Annotated in this window: 17 protein-coding genes and 1 pseudogene; 8 read left to right on the forward strand and 10 right to left on the reverse strand. The window is 36.8% G+C overall.

Going from position 1 to position 16,718, the window contains the following annotated elements; translation table 11 throughout:
• The first annotated feature begins 90 nt into the window (after window positions 1-90).
• Window positions 91-678 (forward strand): GNAT family N-acetyltransferase, encoded by a 588-nt coding sequence (locus JIN86_RS20940; protein ID WP_004225594.1) that lies wholly within the window; start codon window positions 91-93, stop codon window positions 676-678.
• A 73-nt stretch (window positions 679-751) separates the two neighbouring features.
• On the opposite strand, the gene JIN86_RS20945 is transcribed toward JIN86_RS20940, so the two are convergent.
• From JIN86_RS20945 to JIN86_RS20950, 3 genes are all read right to left on the reverse strand, one after another.
• Window positions 752-1,315 (reverse strand): beta-class carbonic anhydrase, encoded by a 564-nt coding sequence (locus JIN86_RS20945; RefSeq protein WP_004225593.1) that lies wholly within the window; start codon window positions 1,313-1,315, stop codon window positions 752-754.
• A 179-nt stretch (window positions 1,316-1,494) separates the two neighbouring features.
• Entirely contained in the window at window positions 1,495-1,629 is a 135-nt protein-coding gene (locus JIN86_RS23840) for a hypothetical protein (RefSeq protein WP_004225590.1), read from the reverse strand.
• 140 nt (window positions 1,630-1,769) lie between these two features.
• Window positions 1,770-3,011 carry an aminopeptidase gene (locus JIN86_RS20950; RefSeq protein WP_202342775.1) on the reverse strand — a complete coding sequence of 414 codons (1,242 nt, stop codon included), beginning with the start codon at window positions 3,009-3,011 and terminating at the stop codon, window positions 1,770-1,772.
• A 191-nt stretch (window positions 3,012-3,202) separates the two neighbouring features.
• On the opposite strand from JIN86_RS20950, the gene motA reads away from it, so the two are divergent.
• On the forward strand, window positions 3,203-4,006 hold the full coding sequence (motA, locus tag JIN86_RS20955; RefSeq protein ID WP_004225583.1) for a flagellar motor stator protein MotA: 804 nt from the start codon (window positions 3,203-3,205) through the stop codon (window positions 4,004-4,006).
• Window positions 3,990-4,742, forward strand: a complete 753-nt coding sequence (gene motB, locus JIN86_RS20960) for a flagellar motor protein MotB (protein WP_004225581.1) — start codon at window positions 3,990-3,992, stop codon at window positions 4,740-4,742. Before motA ends, motB begins: the two co-directional genes overlap by 17 nt.
• A gap of 66 nt (window positions 4,743-4,808) precedes the next feature.
• Here motB and JIN86_RS20965 read toward each other — a convergent pair whose 3' ends face one another.
• Window positions 4,809-5,030: a DUF1128 domain-containing protein gene (locus tag JIN86_RS20965; RefSeq protein WP_004225580.1), complete on the reverse strand. Its 222-nt coding sequence runs from the start codon at window positions 5,028-5,030 to the stop codon at window positions 4,809-4,811.
• Window positions 5,031-5,207: 177 nt separating this feature from the next.
• Here JIN86_RS20965 and JIN86_RS20970 point away from each other — a divergent pair, with 177 nt between their 5' ends.
• Both JIN86_RS20970 and JIN86_RS20975 read left to right on the forward strand, forming a co-directional pair.
• Window positions 5,208-5,534, forward strand: coding sequence for a hypothetical protein (locus tag JIN86_RS20970; RefSeq protein ID WP_004225578.1), 327 nt, complete (start codon window positions 5,208-5,210; stop codon window positions 5,532-5,534).
• 22 nt (window positions 5,535-5,556) lie between these two features.
• Window positions 5,557-6,474: a YihY/virulence factor BrkB family protein gene (locus tag JIN86_RS20975; RefSeq protein WP_004225576.1), complete on the forward strand. Its 918-nt coding sequence runs from the start codon at window positions 5,557-5,559 to the stop codon at window positions 6,472-6,474.
• Between the two features lie 176 nt (window positions 6,475-6,650).
• Here the strand turns inward: JIN86_RS20975 and JIN86_RS20980 are convergent, their stop codons facing one another.
• Both JIN86_RS20980 and JIN86_RS20985 read right to left on the reverse strand, forming a co-directional pair.
• The gene (locus tag JIN86_RS20980) at window positions 6,651-8,555 is read right to left on the reverse strand and encodes a heavy metal translocating P-type ATPase (protein WP_202342776.1); all 1,905 of its coding nucleotides are present in this window, start codon (window positions 8,553-8,555) and stop codon (window positions 6,651-6,653) included.
• 272 nt (window positions 8,556-8,827) lie between these two features.
• Window positions 8,828-10,366: a fumarate hydratase gene (locus JIN86_RS20985; protein ID WP_004230469.1), complete on the reverse strand. Its 1,539-nt coding sequence runs from the start codon at window positions 10,364-10,366 to the stop codon at window positions 8,828-8,830.
• A 188-nt stretch (window positions 10,367-10,554) separates the two neighbouring features.
• Between JIN86_RS20985 and JIN86_RS20990 the strand changes: the two genes are divergently transcribed.
• Window positions 10,555-11,355: a YwqG family protein gene (locus JIN86_RS20990; protein WP_004230470.1), complete on the forward strand. Its 801-nt coding sequence runs from the start codon at window positions 10,555-10,557 to the stop codon at window positions 11,353-11,355.
• A gap of 40 nt (window positions 11,356-11,395) precedes the next feature.
• On the opposite strand, the gene JIN86_RS20995 is transcribed toward JIN86_RS20990, so the two are convergent.
• Window positions 11,396-11,581, reverse strand: a complete 186-nt coding sequence (locus JIN86_RS20995; RefSeq protein WP_004230471.1) for an SE1561 family protein — start codon at window positions 11,579-11,581, stop codon at window positions 11,396-11,398.
• A gap of 374 nt (window positions 11,582-11,955) precedes the next feature.
• Between JIN86_RS20995 and JIN86_RS21000 the strand changes: the two genes are divergently transcribed.
• Both JIN86_RS21000 and JIN86_RS21005 read left to right on the forward strand, forming a co-directional pair.
• Complete coding sequence (locus JIN86_RS21000; protein ID WP_009371551.1) at window positions 11,956-13,140, forward strand: MFS transporter; 1,185 nt, start codon at window positions 11,956-11,958, stop codon at window positions 13,138-13,140.
• A 238-nt stretch (window positions 13,141-13,378) separates the two neighbouring features.
• Window positions 13,379-14,014, forward strand: a complete 636-nt coding sequence (locus JIN86_RS21005) for a hypothetical protein (protein ID WP_004230473.1) — start codon at window positions 13,379-13,381, stop codon at window positions 14,012-14,014.
• Window positions 14,015-14,334: 320 nt separating this feature from the next.
• On the opposite strand, the pseudogene JIN86_RS21010 reads toward JIN86_RS21005, so the two are convergent.
• The 3 genes and pseudogenes from JIN86_RS21010 to JIN86_RS21020 all read right to left on the reverse strand — a co-directional run.
• Window positions 14,335-14,526 (reverse strand): annotated as a pseudogene (locus JIN86_RS21010) (transposase); the annotation flags it as partial.
• A gap of 480 nt (window positions 14,527-15,006) precedes the next feature.
• Complete coding sequence (locus JIN86_RS21015; protein WP_202342777.1) at window positions 15,007-15,666, reverse strand: peroxiredoxin-like family protein; 660 nt, start codon at window positions 15,664-15,666, stop codon at window positions 15,007-15,009.
• Window positions 15,667-15,801: 135 nt separating this feature from the next.
• Entirely contained in the window at window positions 15,802-16,485 is a 684-nt protein-coding gene (locus JIN86_RS21020; protein ID WP_202342778.1) for a Crp/Fnr family transcriptional regulator, read from the reverse strand.
• Window positions 16,486-16,718: the final 233 nt, after the last annotated feature.

A 16,718-nucleotide genomic window follows, 5' to 3' on the forward strand; every position in this document is an offset into this window, starting at 1 on the left:
TTTTTACATACAATGAAATATAAATAGGGTTTATAGCCAATGTAACAAAGAGAAATGTATTGATTTTTATTGGAAGGCTAGTGTGGAGAAATGGTGCTTAAAATTTGGAATCTATTAAGAAAAAAGGGTGGGAATGTGGTAACAATAAAGGGGGAAAAATGCTACATCCGCACATTCCAAGAAAAAGATGCACGAAGTTTAATGGGCCTCGTAAGCCGTAATAAATACTTTTGGTCTATTTATGAGCCACTGCAAAGACCAGAATACTATACAGTCGATGCTCAATACAAAAAAATTCAAGAAAGTCTCTATTTAATGGAGTCAAAGCGTGAATTTACTTTTGGTATTTTTGAGCATGGTACAAATAATCTAATAGGGCATATTGCACTTTATGCTGTCAAACGCTTACCGTACTCGAGTGCATTTGTTGGCTATGCGATGGATGAGATTTATGTTGGAAAGGGCATTGTCACAGAAGCTGTGAATATGGTGGTCCGATTTGCATTTGAACAAATTGGTCTACATCGTGTAGAGGCCTATGTATCGACACAAAATACTGCCTCCATGCGTGTATTAGAGAAGGCTGGATTCCAGCAGGAGGGTCTGCTAAGAAAGCTACTGTATATCAATGGTCATTGGATAGATCACTATATGTATGCACGTTTAGAGGATGAATAGAATAATAAGTGCCTATCTTCCACATAGTGAGGATAGGCACTTGTTCTTTTATTAATGTATCAAGAAATAATTTTTATTGTTTATTTCCATCTTCAATTAAATCTAGATGACCTGTATTTGGATCAATTATTAAACCATGAACAGGTACGTCTTTTACCATTAAGGGGTGATTACGAATTGTATCGACACTTTTCTTAACACTTGTTGCTACATCACCGAAACCTCGTAAAAATTCCTTTAAATCAAAACCAGAATATTCCAACATTTTAATTGTTTCTGGATCGATGCCTCGTTGTACCATTTCGCTAAGCATGGCATCAGGATCAACCGCGCTCATACCACAGTCATAATGACCAACAACATACACTTCATCAGCTTGTAGGCCATAGACAGCAACTAATAAACTACGCATAACTGCACCGAAAGGATGGCTCACTAACGCACCAGCACTTTTCACTATTTTTACATCGCCATTACGCAAATTCATCGCTTTTGGTAAAAGCTCTACAAGACGAGTATCCATACAAGATAAAACAACAATACGTTTATCAGGATATTTCGTAGTGATGAATGGCTCATATTTTTTTTCTTGTACAAACTCTTTGTTAAATTCTAGAATATCTTGTAACATTGTCATGAATATTGCTCCCTTCCTTACAAAAAATATTGTAGAGCAAAATTTTCAATATGCAAACAATAAAGACTTTATTCAGATAATTTTTACAATAAAGGAGCAGTTTCATACGCTTTAGTAGATGAAATAACTTGTAAGCTATAAAAAAACAGCTACCTATAATAGTAGCTGTTTTTTACACATTAAAATTTTTCGTTTGGCTTTGGATCTACAGTTACTGAAGACTTGCTATCTAAACCAACTTGTAGGTAGTGGATGAAGAATCCCGTTGAAATTAATAAAACTGCTGAAAAGCCAAGAACAGTTGTAATGAACATTATTAGAGCTCCTCTCTACTTAAATGATCTACTAAAATTCCCTAAAACAATTATACAATAGGTTACTAGGAAAATCTAAGGATAATTTATGACAACCTTAACATACTTAGCCTAGAATACTATTAGTAGGAATGGATTATTTAGAATGCCCAATTTCCATCACGGAATATTGGGTCTATTTGATCATCATGTGTTATTCCATCTATATTCATTTCGGTAGAGCCGATCATAAAATCTACATGTGTCAAGCTTTGATTGAGACCATGCGCACTTAGTTCCTCAGAAGTCATTTCTTTGCCGCCCTCAATGCAAAAAGCATAGGCACTACCAATGGCAAAATGATTGGATGCATTTTCATCAAACAATGTATTGTAAAATAATAGGTCGGATTGTGAAATAGGTGATTGATGTGGTACTAATGCTATTTCACCAAGGTAATGAGCACCTTCATCTGTTTCAATAAGAGAAGCTAAAATTTCTTGGCCTTGCTCCGCCTTGACGTCAATGATTCGACCATCTTTAAATGTTAATGTGAAATTATCTATAATATTGCCGCCATAGCTTAAAGGCTTAGTGCTTGATACATAACCATTCACACCTGTTTTTAGCGGTGCTGTAAAAATTTCTTCAGTTGGCATATTGGCCATAAATGTTTGGCCTTGTGTACTTATGCTACTACCCCCTGTCCACACATGGTGTGGAGGCAGCTCAATTGTTAAATCTGTGCCTGGCGCAGTATAGTGTAGTGACTTAAATTGCTTTGCATTTAAATAATCAGCTTTGCTGTGTAATTCCTGATCATGGGCATGCCAAGCTTCAACAGGATTTTCAACGTCTATACGTGTGGCTGCAAAGATAGCTTCCCATAATGCATCCATTTGCTGTTCTTCTGGAAGGTGAGGAAAGACCTTTGCTGCCCAAGCTTTAGATGGAGCAGCAATGACAGACCAGCTAAACTTATCTGCTTGTAACCATTGATAATAGTTGGCAAGTGCTTGGCCAGATGCTTTTTGGAATGCCATGATTCTATCACGCTCAATACCTTTTAATAAATCAGGATTTTGTGAGCTAATGCTTAAGAAAGCAGCACCATGTTCAGCTAACCATTCACGTTCCTGCACTTTCCAAGGTGGGAAGAAATCAAATGAGTCTTTTGGTGCCCCTTCATAGCGAGCACGTACAAGTTCATCATCGGATATATCGACAAAAACTTGTTTTGCACCATTTTTATAGGCAATTTTAGTAATTATTTGTGCGAGTTTTAGGTTATCAGTCGAACAGCTTATATAAAGATACTGATCTTTTTGGATATTTACTCCTACTTTCACCGCTAACTCGGCATATTTTAGTAATTTTGTGTCAAACGATAATAACAAAATCATATCCCCTTTCAATTTAAGACAGTTAAGTGTAATATTCTTAATTCAATATAATCAAAAATGGTCGAAATGTGAATAAAAAGCATTAATTACATCGAAAAATATATGAAATACATTTATACTAGGAATATATATATTTAAAATATGGAAAAAAAGACGAAATAACATTAGATAGTAGATTTGGAGGTTCTAGAATGGATAAGTCGTCAATTATAGGGTTAATACTTGCTTTAGTAGCACTATTAACAGGGATGGTAATGAAGGGTGTAAGTTTATCAGCATTTTATAACCCTGCAGCTATCCTAATTATCATTTTTGGTACTATTTCCGCAGTAACAATTGCCTTTCCTATGCAGGAGTTAAAGCGTGTGCCGAAGCTATTTAAAATTCTTTTTAAAGAAACAAAATTAGCAAATGATATAGAGATTATTAAAATGTTTTCACAATGGGCTGACCTAGCTCGTCGTGAAGGGCTATTAGCACTTGAAAGTAAGGCCTCAGAGATTGAAGATCCATTTTTAAAAAATGGCCTTACATTAGCAATTGATGGTCAAAATGCTGACTACATACGTGATGTCTTAACAGAAGAAGTAGAAGCGATGGAAGAACGTCATACTAGTGGAGCAGCTATTTTTACACAAGCAGGTACATATGCACCTACTTTAGGGGTTCTTGGTGCAGTAGTTGGGTTAATCGCCGCATTGGCTGATATGAATGATATCGAAAAGCTAGGACATGCTATTTCAGCTGCCTTCATGGCTACATTACTCGGTATCTTTACAGGGTATGTTTTATGGCATCCATTTGCGAACAAGCTAAAACGTAAATCTGCTTTAGAGGTAAAACAAAAAAGAATGATGATTGAGGGTATCCTTTCAGTATTAGAAGGGGAGGCTCCACGTGTAATTGAACAGAAACTATCATCATACTTAACGATGGAAGAACGTCGTCAAATTTCTGGTGAAAGCGGGGCGGGTGGCCTTGGCAAAGAAAGCTAAGAAAAAAAAGCATGATGAACATATTGATGAATCTTGGTTAGTGCCATACGCAGATATTTTAACTTTGCTTCTAGCCGTATTCATTATTTTGTTTGCCTCAAGTTCAGTCGATCAAGAAAAGCTAGAAAGAATGTCGGCAGTTTTTAATCAAGTCTTTGATGGTGGAACTAGTTTTCTAGAGCAACCTGCACCAGTGCCTACTCCGAATGCAGATAGCGACCAAACGCCACAGCAAAATTCTGCCTATTTAAAGGATCAACAGGAGTTAGCTGAAATAAAAGATAGTGTGGATAATTTTATTGCAGTAAATGAAATGGAAGATCAGTTTGCCACAGAAATGACGGATGAAGGGTTGCTTGTAACAATCCGCGATAGTATTTTATTTGACCCAGGGCAGGCAACAGTTAAACCTGAGTACGTCCCTATTGCCAAAGAGCTATCAACTATGCTGGAATCTGATCCAGCTCGAAATATTGTCATCACAGGTCATACAGATAATGTGCCAGCAGGTCCGAATTTTACATCGAATTTTCAGTTATCTGTAATGCGTGCAACTAAATTTTTAGAACTGCTTATTGAAAGTAATGACAAATTAGATCCTACGCGCTTTAGTGCAAAAGGAAACGGTGAGTATCGTGCAATTGCACCAAATGACACAGCCGAAGGACGTGCGAAGAATCGTCGTGTAGAAGTATTAATTCAACCATTAGTTACTGAGGATGGTTCAGAAACTTAGAGTACACAGTAATAAAAAGCTATTAGCAGCAGACAAATGTCTTAGGCTAATAGCTTTTCGTTTTACCTATTTTCGTAAAGATCCTAATTCAGCAACAATCGCTTGCATTTCACTTGGACTAAAAGTTTCTCTTTTCATAACCATTTCATATAGATACACTAAATCTTCATAATTTGCTTCATCGAAGTTTTCTGATTTCATTGCATCGACATTCACCATACGAAGCTTGTCCTTCATTTGATCAACCATATACATAACGTTTTCTTTAGATGGAACTGATAAATCCATTTTTTACCCTACCTTTCGTAATCCTCGCACATATCATTTCATTGAATAAAAAAAATGTCAACTCCGTATTTGGGCATTGCTTTAAAAATAGACTGTTATTGGGTAGAATAAGTGCAGAAGACTGTTTATTTATGAAATAATAGGGAATATACAACTATACAAGCAGGGGGTTTTAATATGGGTCAAAGTAAATTATTAGCATCTATTGTAGCAGGAGCAGCAGTAGGAGCAGCATTAAGTATGTTAGATCGCGCTACACGAGAAAAAACAATTGCCTCAACTAAAAAGATGAAGGAAGCCGTCTCATATTATGCAGCAAATCGAGAAGAATTGCAGGTTTTGGTAGAGGAAAAGGTACTCGCGGCAAAGGTGCTTTGTGAGAGTGTGTCAGATAATGTCAACACTATTGCTGAAAAGGTGGATGAATTTAAGGATTTACCTTCCACGATACAGGGAATGATTGAAGATACGAAATCAGCCTTTACTTTGCCTCATAAGGAGTAAAGGTCGTTTTAGGAGGAATTGTATGGAAAAGAATAAAGCAACATTGCATAACGCTTTTGGGTTTGTAAAATCGTTTGTCTCTCCAGAGGAGGGAGCGATTGATATTATGACATCCAAAGGCTTTATCCAAGATTTAATAGGTCGGCTCAAGCGAGTTGAAATATCTGCGCTTGCTGCACAATTGGCTTATTTCTTTTTACTATCGTTCTTCCCCTTACTTATTTTCTTAGTGACACTATTACCATATCTTAACTTAGAAACCACTCAGGTCTATTCATTTTTAGTGAATATCTTACCTGATGAAGTGTATAAGCTTATTGAAAATACACTGAATGAGATTTTAACAAATCGCAACAGTAGTTTACTGTCCATTGGGGTTTTAGGTACTATTTGGTCTGCATCTAAAGGCATTAATGCATTACTTCGTGCTTTAAATAAAGCCTATGATACAGAAGGGAGAGCAGGCATATTAGATAGGGGTTTATCACTTGTTTTTACAATCGCTCTCGTTATTGTTATTGCCGTTGCGCTCTTATTACCGGTCTTTGGTCAGCAAATTGGACATTTCCTATTCTCAATCGTCGGAATAGAGGAGCAATTTGAATCAGTTTGGCATAGATTAAGATGGTCAATCCCGCCATTATTGATTTTCATCGTATTAATGGGCATCTACTGGTTTGTGCCAAATACAAGTCCTCGTTTGAAAATAATGGGCGTATGGCCAGGAGCGTTATTTGCCACGCTTGCTTGGTTAGCAGTCACATATGGTTTCTCTTTTTATATTAATAATTTTGCAAATTATTCTGCTACATACGGTAGTATTGGTGGCGTCATTATTTTAATGCTCTGGTTATATTTTACGGGAATCATTTTAATCTTTGGTGGCGTATTAAATGCTACAATGCAGAAAAGAGCACTTCAAAAGGAAATTCGTCGATAAGGAAATGATCATTCATTAAAAATAGCCTCGCTAAACTCCTAAAGAGTAGCGAGGCTATTTTTACTTGATTTTAGCTGATTAAATCCATCAATTCCTCAATAAAAGCCTCAGCGGATGTCGCAGGAAGAGTAGCTTTCAAGCAAGCTGGACGCAATTATGCTGAGGCTTACTTGATGTTAAACATTTTTATTAAGCATGCGTAAACCATTTAGAATAACTAGAATTGTACTACCTTCATGCCCGATTACGCCTAAAGGCAAGTCGACAACTTGTAAAAAGTTAGAGGCGATTAATAAGACAATAACTCCGATAGAAAAGAAAATATTTTGTTTCACAATACGTTGCATTTTACGTGATAAACGAACAGCATAGGCGATTTTTGATAAGTCATTTTTCATTAGCACGACATCCGCTGTTTCAAGCGCCACGTCTGTGCCTTCACCCATCGCTATGCCAGTAGTTGCGGTAGCCAATGCAGGGGCATCATTAATACCGTCGCCGACCATGCCAACAAATTGATGCTGTGTAAGTAGGCGTTTCATTTCAGTTACCTTCGTTTCTGGCAAACATTCTGCGACGAATTCAGTAACGCCAGCCTCCTTCGCGATAACTTTGGCTGTTTTTTCGTTGTCGCCTGTAAGCATCACCACTTGAATACCAAGCTCTTTTAATAATGTAACAGCTTTCTTAGCTTCGGAGCGTACAGTATCTTTTAATGCTGTTAATGCAACAATACCGTGTTGATCGCGAATGAAAATAACTGTTTTTCCCTCTGCTGCAAGTTTAGTTACAGCATTATTTGCAAAAATGTTAGCAAGTTGCACATCAACAAATTCTGGTTTGCCTACTTGATACTCCTTGTTTTGAATCGTTCCTTTAATACCCCAGCCAGGAATATCTTCAATTGTTGCTTGTGGTAGTATGTCGATTCCTTCAGCCTTAGCATAGGAGGTAATCGCTTGGGCAAGGGGATGATTGGATTGAGATTCAATTCCTGCAAGAATTGCTAAAGCCGTATCACGTTCTACTCCATCACGGACAATAAAATCTGTAACAACTGGTTTTCCTTGCGTTAAAGTACCTGTTTTATCGACAGCCAATGCACGTAACACACTAAGATGCTCTAAATGTAAACCACCTTTAAATAGCACACCATTTTTTGCACCATTTGATATCGTAGCGAGTGTTGCAGGCATAATGGAAGCAACGAGTGCACAAGGTGAAGCAACCACTAATAACACCATTGCTCGGTAAAAGGTTGTTGTCCAGTCCCAGCCGAGCAAGAAGTGGGGAAGAACCATCATAATGGCAACACCAAGTAAAACAAATTTTACATAAGTCCCTTCAAATTTTTCGATGAATTGTTGAGATGGAGATTTTTCACTTTGAGCACTTTGAACGAGCTGTATAATTTTTTGGAAAAGGGTCTCTGAATTCGCCTTTGTCATTTCCATAGTAATAGCACCATTTAAGTTGACTGTGCCTGCAAAAACTTCGTCTCCTTCGCTTTTTGAGATTGGCAGTGGCTCTCCGCTAATAGCTGACTCATCAATAGAAGATTGGCCTTTAAAAATAATGCCGTCTGCTGGAATTCGTTCACCCGGTTTAATCAATAAATGATCCCCGATTTGTAATGTGGAAACTGATACTTTCATAGGTTCAAATCCACCACGCACTAACCAAGCTTCTTCGGGCTGTAAATTCATAAGGGCAGATATTTCGCGATGACTTTTATTCATCGCATAAGTTTCAAGTGCACCACTTACTGCAAAAATAAATATTAGGATGGCTCCCTCTGTCCAATAGCCAATTGCAGCTGAGCCAATTGCAGCTAATACCATCAACAGCTCAACATTTAGCTTTCGCTCTTCTATGGTCTCTTCAATGCCTTCTTTTGCTTTCGCGAAACCACCTACACAAAAGGCAATTAAATATAGTAGAACAGAAGCTGTTGTTTGTCCATTTGTGTCTAAACGCCATGCTAGTAAGATGAAAATTCCAGCCATTAATGCGGCAATTAGTTCGGCATGTTCTTTTATTTTCTCAATTACTCTTACGTTTTCTCGATTAGAGTATTCCATCTCTATCCCTCCTGATAATGAAAATCAATATCAAAGCCTTTATAAAATAGCGTTATTTTGAGCTGTTTAATTGAAAATGGATTTCAATTACCATCTCTATTATTTAGAATTATTATAACAAAGGAATTTATAAAAATAAAGTAGGAAGTTTGATGGAGATTTTTAAACAATTTGCGAAAGAATTGAAAAAAGCACAGTCTATTCACTAGGAATATTCTGTGCCTTACAAAATTGTGCAATAAAACGAGTTACTACTGCTATCTATTATTTAATTAGAAGACTCTTTCTGCATGCAAAGCAAGTTTTTCTAATGATGATTTATCCACATCTGCATGTAGTGAGTTACCATGTGAATCCATTGTCACAACTGCTGTAAATTTTTCAACATTTAAGTGCCACATAGCTTCAGGAATACCGAATTCCATTAAATCAACACCATCAACGCCTTTAATACAGTCCGCATAGTATTGTGCTGCTCCACCGATTGCATTCAAGTAAACGCCACCATGCTCATTAAGCGCTTTTAATGTTTTTGGCCCCATTCCACCTTTACCAATGACAGCACGGATACCGAATTTTTTCATGATATCGCCTTGATAAGGCTCCTCACGAATAGAAGTAGTTGGACCAGCCGCTTTTACTGTCCAATTGCCTTCTTCATCCTTAGCCATTACAGGTCCACAGTGATAAATAACTTGGCCATTTAAATCAACTGGTGCATCGTGGCTCATTAAATGGTGGTGGATGGCGTCACGGCCAGTATACATACGACCAGTAATAGAAACGACATCACCAACTTTTAGTGAACGAATTTGTTCTTCAGTAATTGGCGCAGTAAGCTCGACTACATCTGTAGTTGTATCTTCTGTTGTAGCAGCTACTTCATTCTCTTTGAAGGTAATTTTTTCACCTTCTTGGTAGTGCCAATTCATAATTTCGCCAGTTTGAGGATCGATATCCACAGCCATACGACGGTAAGCCCAACAATTATATGCTACTGATACATAGAAAGAGGCAGGAATACGGTGCATTACGCCAATTTTACAGCCTAATAATGTTGCTTCACCACCGAAGCCCATTGTACCAATACCAAATGTGTTAGCCGTTTTAACCACATACTCTTCTAATTTAGCAAGATCTGCATTTGGATTTGTATCTTCAACATGGCGGAATAATTGCTCTTTTGCTAAATCATAGCCAGAAGAACGGTCTCCACCAATACCTACACCAATGAAACCAGCAGAACACCCTTGACCTTGTGCTTGGTATACAGAGTGTAAAATACATTTACGAATACCATCTAAGTCACGCCCTGCACGACCAAGACCTTCTAATTCACATGGTAGACTGTATTGAATGTTTTTATTTTCACAGCCGCCACCTTTGAGAATTAACTTAATTGTAATGTAATCTTTTTCCCATTGTTCAAATTTCATTACTGGCAAACCATCACCAAGATTATTACCACTGTTTGCACCAGATAATGAATCCACCGCATTAGGACGTAATTTTGCATCTGCAGTTGTATCATTGATTGCTTTTTTGATTGCAGCTTTAATTTCTAATTGATTTACGCCAACAGGAGTATAAATTTTGAAAGTTGGTAGCCCTGTATCCTGACAAATTGGTGACACGTTATCTTCTGCCATAATAATATTATTTGCGATTGTGTCTAAGCTCATTGCTGCACGAGTACCAGCATTTTCAGCTTCTTTTGCTTTTTTAATAGCACGACGTACATCCTTAGGTAAATTCGTAGATGTTTCAGTAATTAAATCGTAAAGACTCTTCTCCAAGTTTTGTAGATTCATTGGTATTGCCCCCCATAGAAAAATTGATTATTTCCACGTTACATTATACTCTTTTCAACTAATGAAAAAAAGAGTCCTTATCTGAGACTGCTAAATTAAAGCATATTTTAATAATATAGAAGGAGAGTATTGATTTTATAGAACGTTTGTTCTAAAATAGAATAAATCCAATATTAGGAGGAACTTGCATGACTGCTAAAACTTTACTTGAATTACCAGAAGCATTCGAGCAATATAGACCATTAATAGAAGGGACAATGAAGCCTGTTGTAATGGTTAATACGGAGATAAGTAAAACAACTTTATTTCAAAGTAAGTTTGCAGGAGATCCTTATTTCCCATTGGGTATGGAATATCCAAAAAACATGAAGGGACAACCGTTGAAGCTATTAGCTCAAATTAACTTTGCAGAGGTTCCTACGCATTTACCCAATTTCCCAGAAGAGGGAATATTGCAGTTTTATATTGATGGTTATGACGATGTTTTAGGAATGGATTTTGATAATGGACAAAATCAAGAAGGCTTTCGTGTAATATTTCATGAACAAGTTATGCAAGATGAAGCACAGCTTATTCAAGATTTTTCTTTTATCGAAATAGATGATGAGGAATTATATTTTCCTGTCGAGCGTGAAATGGCATTATCCTTTACTACAAGCGTTGAGCCGATGTCGATTGATGATTTTAGAAGCAATGACAAGTATGCTAGCATCTTAACAGCTTTGGAGGATGACGAAGCATTAGAAGACAGCTTCTATGATGCTTTGACGGGTGATGGTCATAAAATTGGAGGGTATCCATTCTTTACGCAAGAGGATCCTCGAGCATATGGAGATTATAAAGATTCAATCATTATGCTGTTACAGATTGATAGTGTTGGCGACAATATTCTTTGGGGCGATTGTGGCGTTGGCAATTTCTTTATCACAGAGGAAGAGTTAATGAATAAAGATTTTAGCAAGGTACTTTATAATTGGGATTGCCATTAAAAAACAAGCGAGCACACGACGCTCGCTTGTTTTTTATTCATTATTGTTCACGAGCTTGAAATTGCTCCATTTTGTCCTCTAAATCATCCATCATTTGGATTAAGCGATCAATATCTTCTAACTCAGCTGTTTCAGGATCAAGGGCATCTAATACTTCTAGAAACATCTCAAGACGCTCTTTTAAATAGGTTACTTGTTGCTCTTTATCAGTGATTGGCTTTGACATTCGTACACCTCATTTCATCCCTTTCATCGTAGCCGATTTGAGCTTAAATTTCAATGTTTAGGGAAACACCTAGGACTAAGAGATTAATTTTAAAAAAACAATAGACAGAATATTTACAATATTGAGGATGTGTGTTAAATTTGTTTTAAGATAAAGTAAAGGAGCTGATTGAAAAAAGTCATCTGACCAATGCTAACTCGAAAAGGAGGGAGTTTAAACAAGTAATCGGTAATATTCAAAAGCCGAAAATCGTGTTTATACAATTAAATGAGGATAAGTATTAGTTAAGCCTTAGCGTAAAATCACATGTGGTGAGCGCTAAGGCTTTTTGGTATGCTGTTCTTTGGGAGAATGACTAGTTATTGGAGGGAAAAATGACGTACTTCTCAGATTACAGCACAAAAAGATTTACCATTTTAGTAGTAATTGTATCCATATCAGGCTTTTCACAAGGGATGCTATTACCGCTTATTTCGATAATATTTGAACGTGATGGGGTATCCTCTGCATTGAATGGCTTGAATGCAACAGGCTTATACATAGGAACACTACTGATTTCACCATTTATCGAGCAGCCGTTACGCAGATGGGGCTATAAACCGATTATTTTAATTGGTGGAGCACTAGTTTTTGCGTCTTTACTTGCATTTCCTCTATGGAAAAGTGTGACCTTTTGGTTTGTCCTTCGTTTATTAATTGGTGTAGGCGATCATGCCTTGCATTATGCGACACAAACATGGATTACTAGTACAGCAGATCATAAAAGCTTAGGAAAGGGAATGGCCATCTATGGTTTATCATTTAGCATAGGTTTTGCTGTCGGACCACTTATGGTGAAGCTCATTGAAATTGCTGAAGCGCTACCGTTTATCGTATCTTCAATCATGTGCCTATTTGCATGGTCCTTTGTATTTCTCTTACAAAATGAAAAGCCTGAGCGTTTAACAGGTGACTTAAATGCCAGAGGATGGCAACGGTATAAACTGGCTATTTTATTTGGGTGGATTGCCTTTTTAGGCCCATTTGTTTATGGTTTTCTGGAGTCTTCACTAAATGCCTTGTTTCCTGTCTATGCATTACGCAAGGGCTTTGAAGTCGGCATGATTCCTATCATTTTATCTGTGTTTACATTTGGTGGTATTTTAACGCAAGTGCCGCTTGGTGCACTAGGAGATAAAGTAGGGAGAAGGAATATTTTGATGATTGGGTCATTTGGTGGCGCAATTATTTTCGCGATTACAAGCTTTTTAGAGCATTCACAATTCGCTGTGGCTGTCGCATTTTTCTTAACGGGTACGCTAGTTGGCTCGATGTTTTCTTTAGGGATTACATTTATGGCTGATTTGACACCAAAGGAGCTACTGCCTACGGGGAATTTACTTTGCGGAATTGCTTTAAGTATTGGTAGTTTAACAGGTCCATTTTTAGGTGGAGTTTATTTAGAATATGTAAAAAATTATAGCTTCCTTTTACTTGTGGCTATGCTTTTGCTAGCCGTTGCAATCGTTTTATTTATATTTGGACGCCGCAAGCATCAACAACCAACGATGGCAAAATAAAAAGAGCGGGGCTCATCTCCCGCTCAAAAAACAAAAAACGCCCAGCAAATCCGTGCTGTTATGGCGTTTTTTGCGTAACAAGGATGTTCCGTCCAAGTTACATAGGTTTGGCACCTAGAAAGTTATTATACAGACATGTTCTAATGAAAGCAATAAAAAAGAAAATGGGTATTTTTGGACATTATCCATCTTTCTATTTATAATAAAAGAATACTTGCTTAAAAAGGAGGTTTTTATCATGACAGAAATGAAAAAACTATCTATCCACCGTGCTTTAACAGAATTAAAAATGCTGACTCTACGAATTGAAGCAGCAACAAATGAGGTTAGCGCAGTCGTAGCTAATCGAAAAAGCAATCGTAAAATTAATGGTGTAGACATTCCTGAATATGAAAAACAAATGCAAGCATCCTATGATAAAGTGGTAGGTTTAATTTCCTATCGAAATAAAATAAAAGCGCTAGTTGTGCAGTCCAATGCAAACACAAAGGTGTTGGTGGGCAAAGAGGAAATGACTGTAGCGGAGGCAATTGAACGGAAACAATCCATTCAATACGAAAAGAATTTGCTAGAAGTTATACAGCATCAGCATCGTTCAGCTATCAATACGGTTGCAAAAGAAAATGATGCTTTACCTGCAAAGTTGGAAACCTATTTAATTAACATATTGGGCAATAAAGATAAACAATCACCAGAGGAAGTCAAATTACATACCGAAACATTTATGAAAAGAAATGAGTTTGAAATCATTGATCCCCTAAATGTTAAACAACAAATTGAGAAATTGAGCAATCGGATTGAAGAATTTGAATCAGAGGTTGACGCTGTCTTATCAGAGTCGAATGCCACAACCTTTATTGAAGTACAAGTTTAACAAGATTTGCATGTCCTAGCGAAAATGGAAAACGAAAAGTCGCTCGCGCTTCAAGGCATGTGTGCGAGTTAAAACGTAAAACATGCCTTACTCCAATGGTAACTTTCAACTAAATTGATTTGAAAGCTCAAAGGTAAAAGGTGAAAGTACAAAGCTTACGTTTGAAAGTTCTTTGAATAAAAGCTGAAAATTTAACATTTAATAATCATTTAAATCCTGGGTTATTGGTTAAGGTATCGACTTTTCTGGACCATCCATCATCCACCAGGCAGCTTGTGCTGTGCATTAGAAAAAGGACGTTTCTATAAGAAACGTCCTTTCAGATTAAAGAGAACAACAGGATTAATACTAGGGCGTCCTTTAGCAGAGTAGAGGTTTTCTACTAAGGGATAGATAAATGAAAAATCAATAGCCGCCTCTAGTTTTCGTACTAAATGATTTTGGGGAACTAATTGATCAATCGTTAGCATTTCTAATTGTTCACGTTCATTGATTTGATTTTTCGTCATGATGGCTGATCACCTCGAAAGTGTACTTTTTATCAATAGATGAATAAGGAATTCTTTATGTAGAAGTTGATTGGAACGAAGGGTGGCGACTCCTGCGGGAAAAGCGGGAAAGTCGAGATCCTGGACTGAGCGAAGCGAGGGAAGCAGCTCGACCCCGCCCGCGGAAAGCGTCCGCCCGTAGTGGAAATCAACGGCTTTACTTTATTTTATTGTAAAAGAAAAAAGACTGTAGGCTAACTCAAAATTCATTGAGTTTGTCTACAGTCTGTAAGGACCTTTCTATAAGAAACGTCCTTTTTCATACTGATGTGTTTCTACAACAAAGGTTTTAAGCTTTGATTAAGAATGTATTGTAAAATCACAGTTGGTAACGATTATTTTAATGTTTAATTTGAAGATTATCAATCGATTCCTCGTTATCCCAAACGAATGTGGTAACTTAGAGGCTGTCTTTCATTATATTTTTATAATTCTAAGATGCTATTAAAGTGACTGGAGAACGTGCATCACCTTACTAGGTTCTATACGTTTTTTATAGTCTGCCTCCACGCTAGCTAAACGGATGATTCCTTCTTTATCAATTACATAGGTAGCGGGTACGGGAAGTTCCCAAGAATGATCGCCATTAAATGTTTCGAGTGAAATATCGAGCGATCTGTAGATAGGATAGACATACTCAGGTAATTTAAATTTAAGCTTATATTTTTCAGCTGTTTTATTTTGCAAGTCGCTTAAAACATGAAAATTTAATTCGTTCTTGTCTTGCACAGATGCAGAATAGTTTGGGGTTTGCGGGCTAACCGCAATCAATTGGCCTCCAATTGCCTTAATGTCCTCATTCATTCGCTGATATGCTTTCAATTCAAGGTTACAAAATGGACACCATATACCGCGGTAAAATATAAGAACAACTGGACCTTTCAAAATTTCTTCAGACAATGTTATCTTTTGACCTGTAGAATTCACTAAAGTAAAGTCAGGCGCCTTGACGCCAGCTATTAAACCCCTACCCGAATCAGATATTCGTAAATCATGTATCGTTTTTTCAAATATATCCAGCACTTCCTTTGACAGCATCTCTTCCATATGTGTAGCTGCTATATCTAATTCTCTTTGCAATTTTTGAAATGATGTGTTTTCCATTATCTCATCTCCATATCGTATATATTTTGTATATAGTTATACGATACATTTTTTTCTTGAAGGAAGATGTAATATTGTTTACAACTCATTTTGAAAATTTCAATGTTACTTGATACTACCCTGCATTTTTTCAGCCTATGAAATGCTTCTCTCCAAAAGCTTTTTTCGATGGATGTAGATTGTTTTAAATCCTGTTTGAATGACTTCTTCTTTAACAAGCTCTTGTAAGACCCCAGTTACAGCTTCTCTGGTTGCACCAACTAAATTGGCGATTTCTTGATGTGAGAGGGGCAAATCTATTTTGTAATATTCATTATCGCCAGTAAGTCCAAACTGATCAGAGAGCTTAATAAGTGCATATAAAACTTTGTCATGTAGTTTCCCAAGAGCTAGATTTTGCGTTAATTGACTCATATCGATAATTCGATTACTTAGTACTTTTAATAATGTCATCATAAATTGAGGCCGCTGAATTAAAAAACCTTCAAATCTTTCCCTATTCATCAAACAAATGTGGCTTTCCTCTATCGTTTCAATATAATTTTCTCGAGTACCAAATGAAATGATATCCATTTCACCAAATACATTACCTTCGTTAAGTATATCCGAAGTAAATTGCTTGCCTTGAGCATTTACTTTATACAGGCGCAACTTCCCCTTTTTAACAAAGTAAAGCCCCTCTGAAAAAGTTTCTGGTGTTTGAATAAAAGTGTTTTTCGGAAAGGTGGTTATTAAAGTTAATTGCTCCATTTCTATTAAATCTTCCCTCGAGAGCGAATTAAGCAGATTAAATTGTGATAAGTATTGAATGTTATCCATTTTTCCTCCTTAAAATTGCATGGGCCCAACAAGACTATAACATAATGTAAACACATTGAAATCAATCATGAAACGGTGACATCACTTAATATTTTTTATTTTGTTCTTCAGATGTTTAGCTATTTTTTCTTAGACAATAAAACTTTAGAAACGACTATCAAAAAAGAAAAAAGCGCAGTCTACAATATGCAGACTACGCCTAATCAAGGTCGCCAAAATTTACAAAGTAAATA

The organism is Lysinibacillus sp. HST-98, assembly GCF_016757845.1.
GTDB lineage: Bacteria > Bacillota > Bacilli > Bacillales_A > Planococcaceae > Lysinibacillus > Lysinibacillus capsici.

Bases quoted from the DNA above. Each gene is read 5' to 3' on its own strand.
- JIN86_RS20940 (WP_004225594.1), top strand. From the start codon at position 91: ATGGTGCTTAAAATTTGGAATCTATTAAGAAAAAAGGGTGGGAATGTG.
- JIN86_RS20945 (WP_004225593.1), bottom strand. From the start codon at position 1,315: ATGACAATGTTACAAGATATTCTAGAATTTAACAAAGAGTTTGTACAA.
- JIN86_RS23840 (WP_004225590.1), bottom strand. From the start codon at position 1,629: ATGTTCATTACAACTGTTCTTGGCTTTTCAGCAGTTTTATTAATTTCA.
- JIN86_RS20950 (WP_202342775.1), bottom strand. From the start codon at position 3,011: ATGATTTTGTTATTATCGTTTGACACAAAATTACTAAAATATGCCGAG.
- motA (WP_004225583.1), top strand. From the start codon at position 3,203: ATGGATAAGTCGTCAATTATAGGGTTAATACTTGCTTTAGTAGCACTA.
- JIN86_RS20965 (WP_004225580.1), bottom strand. From the start codon at position 5,030: ATGGATTTATCAGTTCCATCTAAAGAAAACGTTATGTATATGGTTGAT.
- JIN86_RS20970 (WP_004225578.1), top strand. From the start codon at position 5,208: ATGGGTCAAAGTAAATTATTAGCATCTATTGTAGCAGGAGCAGCAGTA.
- JIN86_RS20975 (WP_004225576.1), top strand. From the start codon at position 5,557: ATGGAAAAGAATAAAGCAACATTGCATAACGCTTTTGGGTTTGTAAAA.
- JIN86_RS20980 (WP_202342776.1), bottom strand. From the start codon at position 8,555: ATGGAATACTCTAATCGAGAAAACGTAAGAGTAATTGAGAAAATAAAA.
- JIN86_RS20985 (WP_004230469.1), bottom strand. From the start codon at position 10,366: ATGAATCTACAAAACTTGGAGAAGAGTCTTTACGATTTAATTACTGAA.
- JIN86_RS20990 (WP_004230470.1), top strand. From the start codon at position 10,555: ATGACTGCTAAAACTTTACTTGAATTACCAGAAGCATTCGAGCAATAT.
- JIN86_RS20995 (WP_004230471.1), bottom strand. From the start codon at position 11,581: ATGTCAAAGCCAATCACTGATAAAGAGCAACAAGTAACCTATTTAAAA.
- JIN86_RS21000 (WP_009371551.1), top strand. From the start codon at position 11,956: ATGACGTACTTCTCAGATTACAGCACAAAAAGATTTACCATTTTAGTA.
- JIN86_RS21005 (WP_004230473.1), top strand. From the start codon at position 13,379: ATGACAGAAATGAAAAAACTATCTATCCACCGTGCTTTAACAGAATTA.
- JIN86_RS21015 (WP_202342777.1), bottom strand. From the start codon at position 15,666: ATGGAAAACACATCATTTCAAAAATTGCAAAGAGAATTAGATATAGCA.
- JIN86_RS21020 (WP_202342778.1), bottom strand. From the start codon at position 16,485: ATGGATAACATTCAATACTTATCACAATTTAATCTGCTTAATTCGCTC.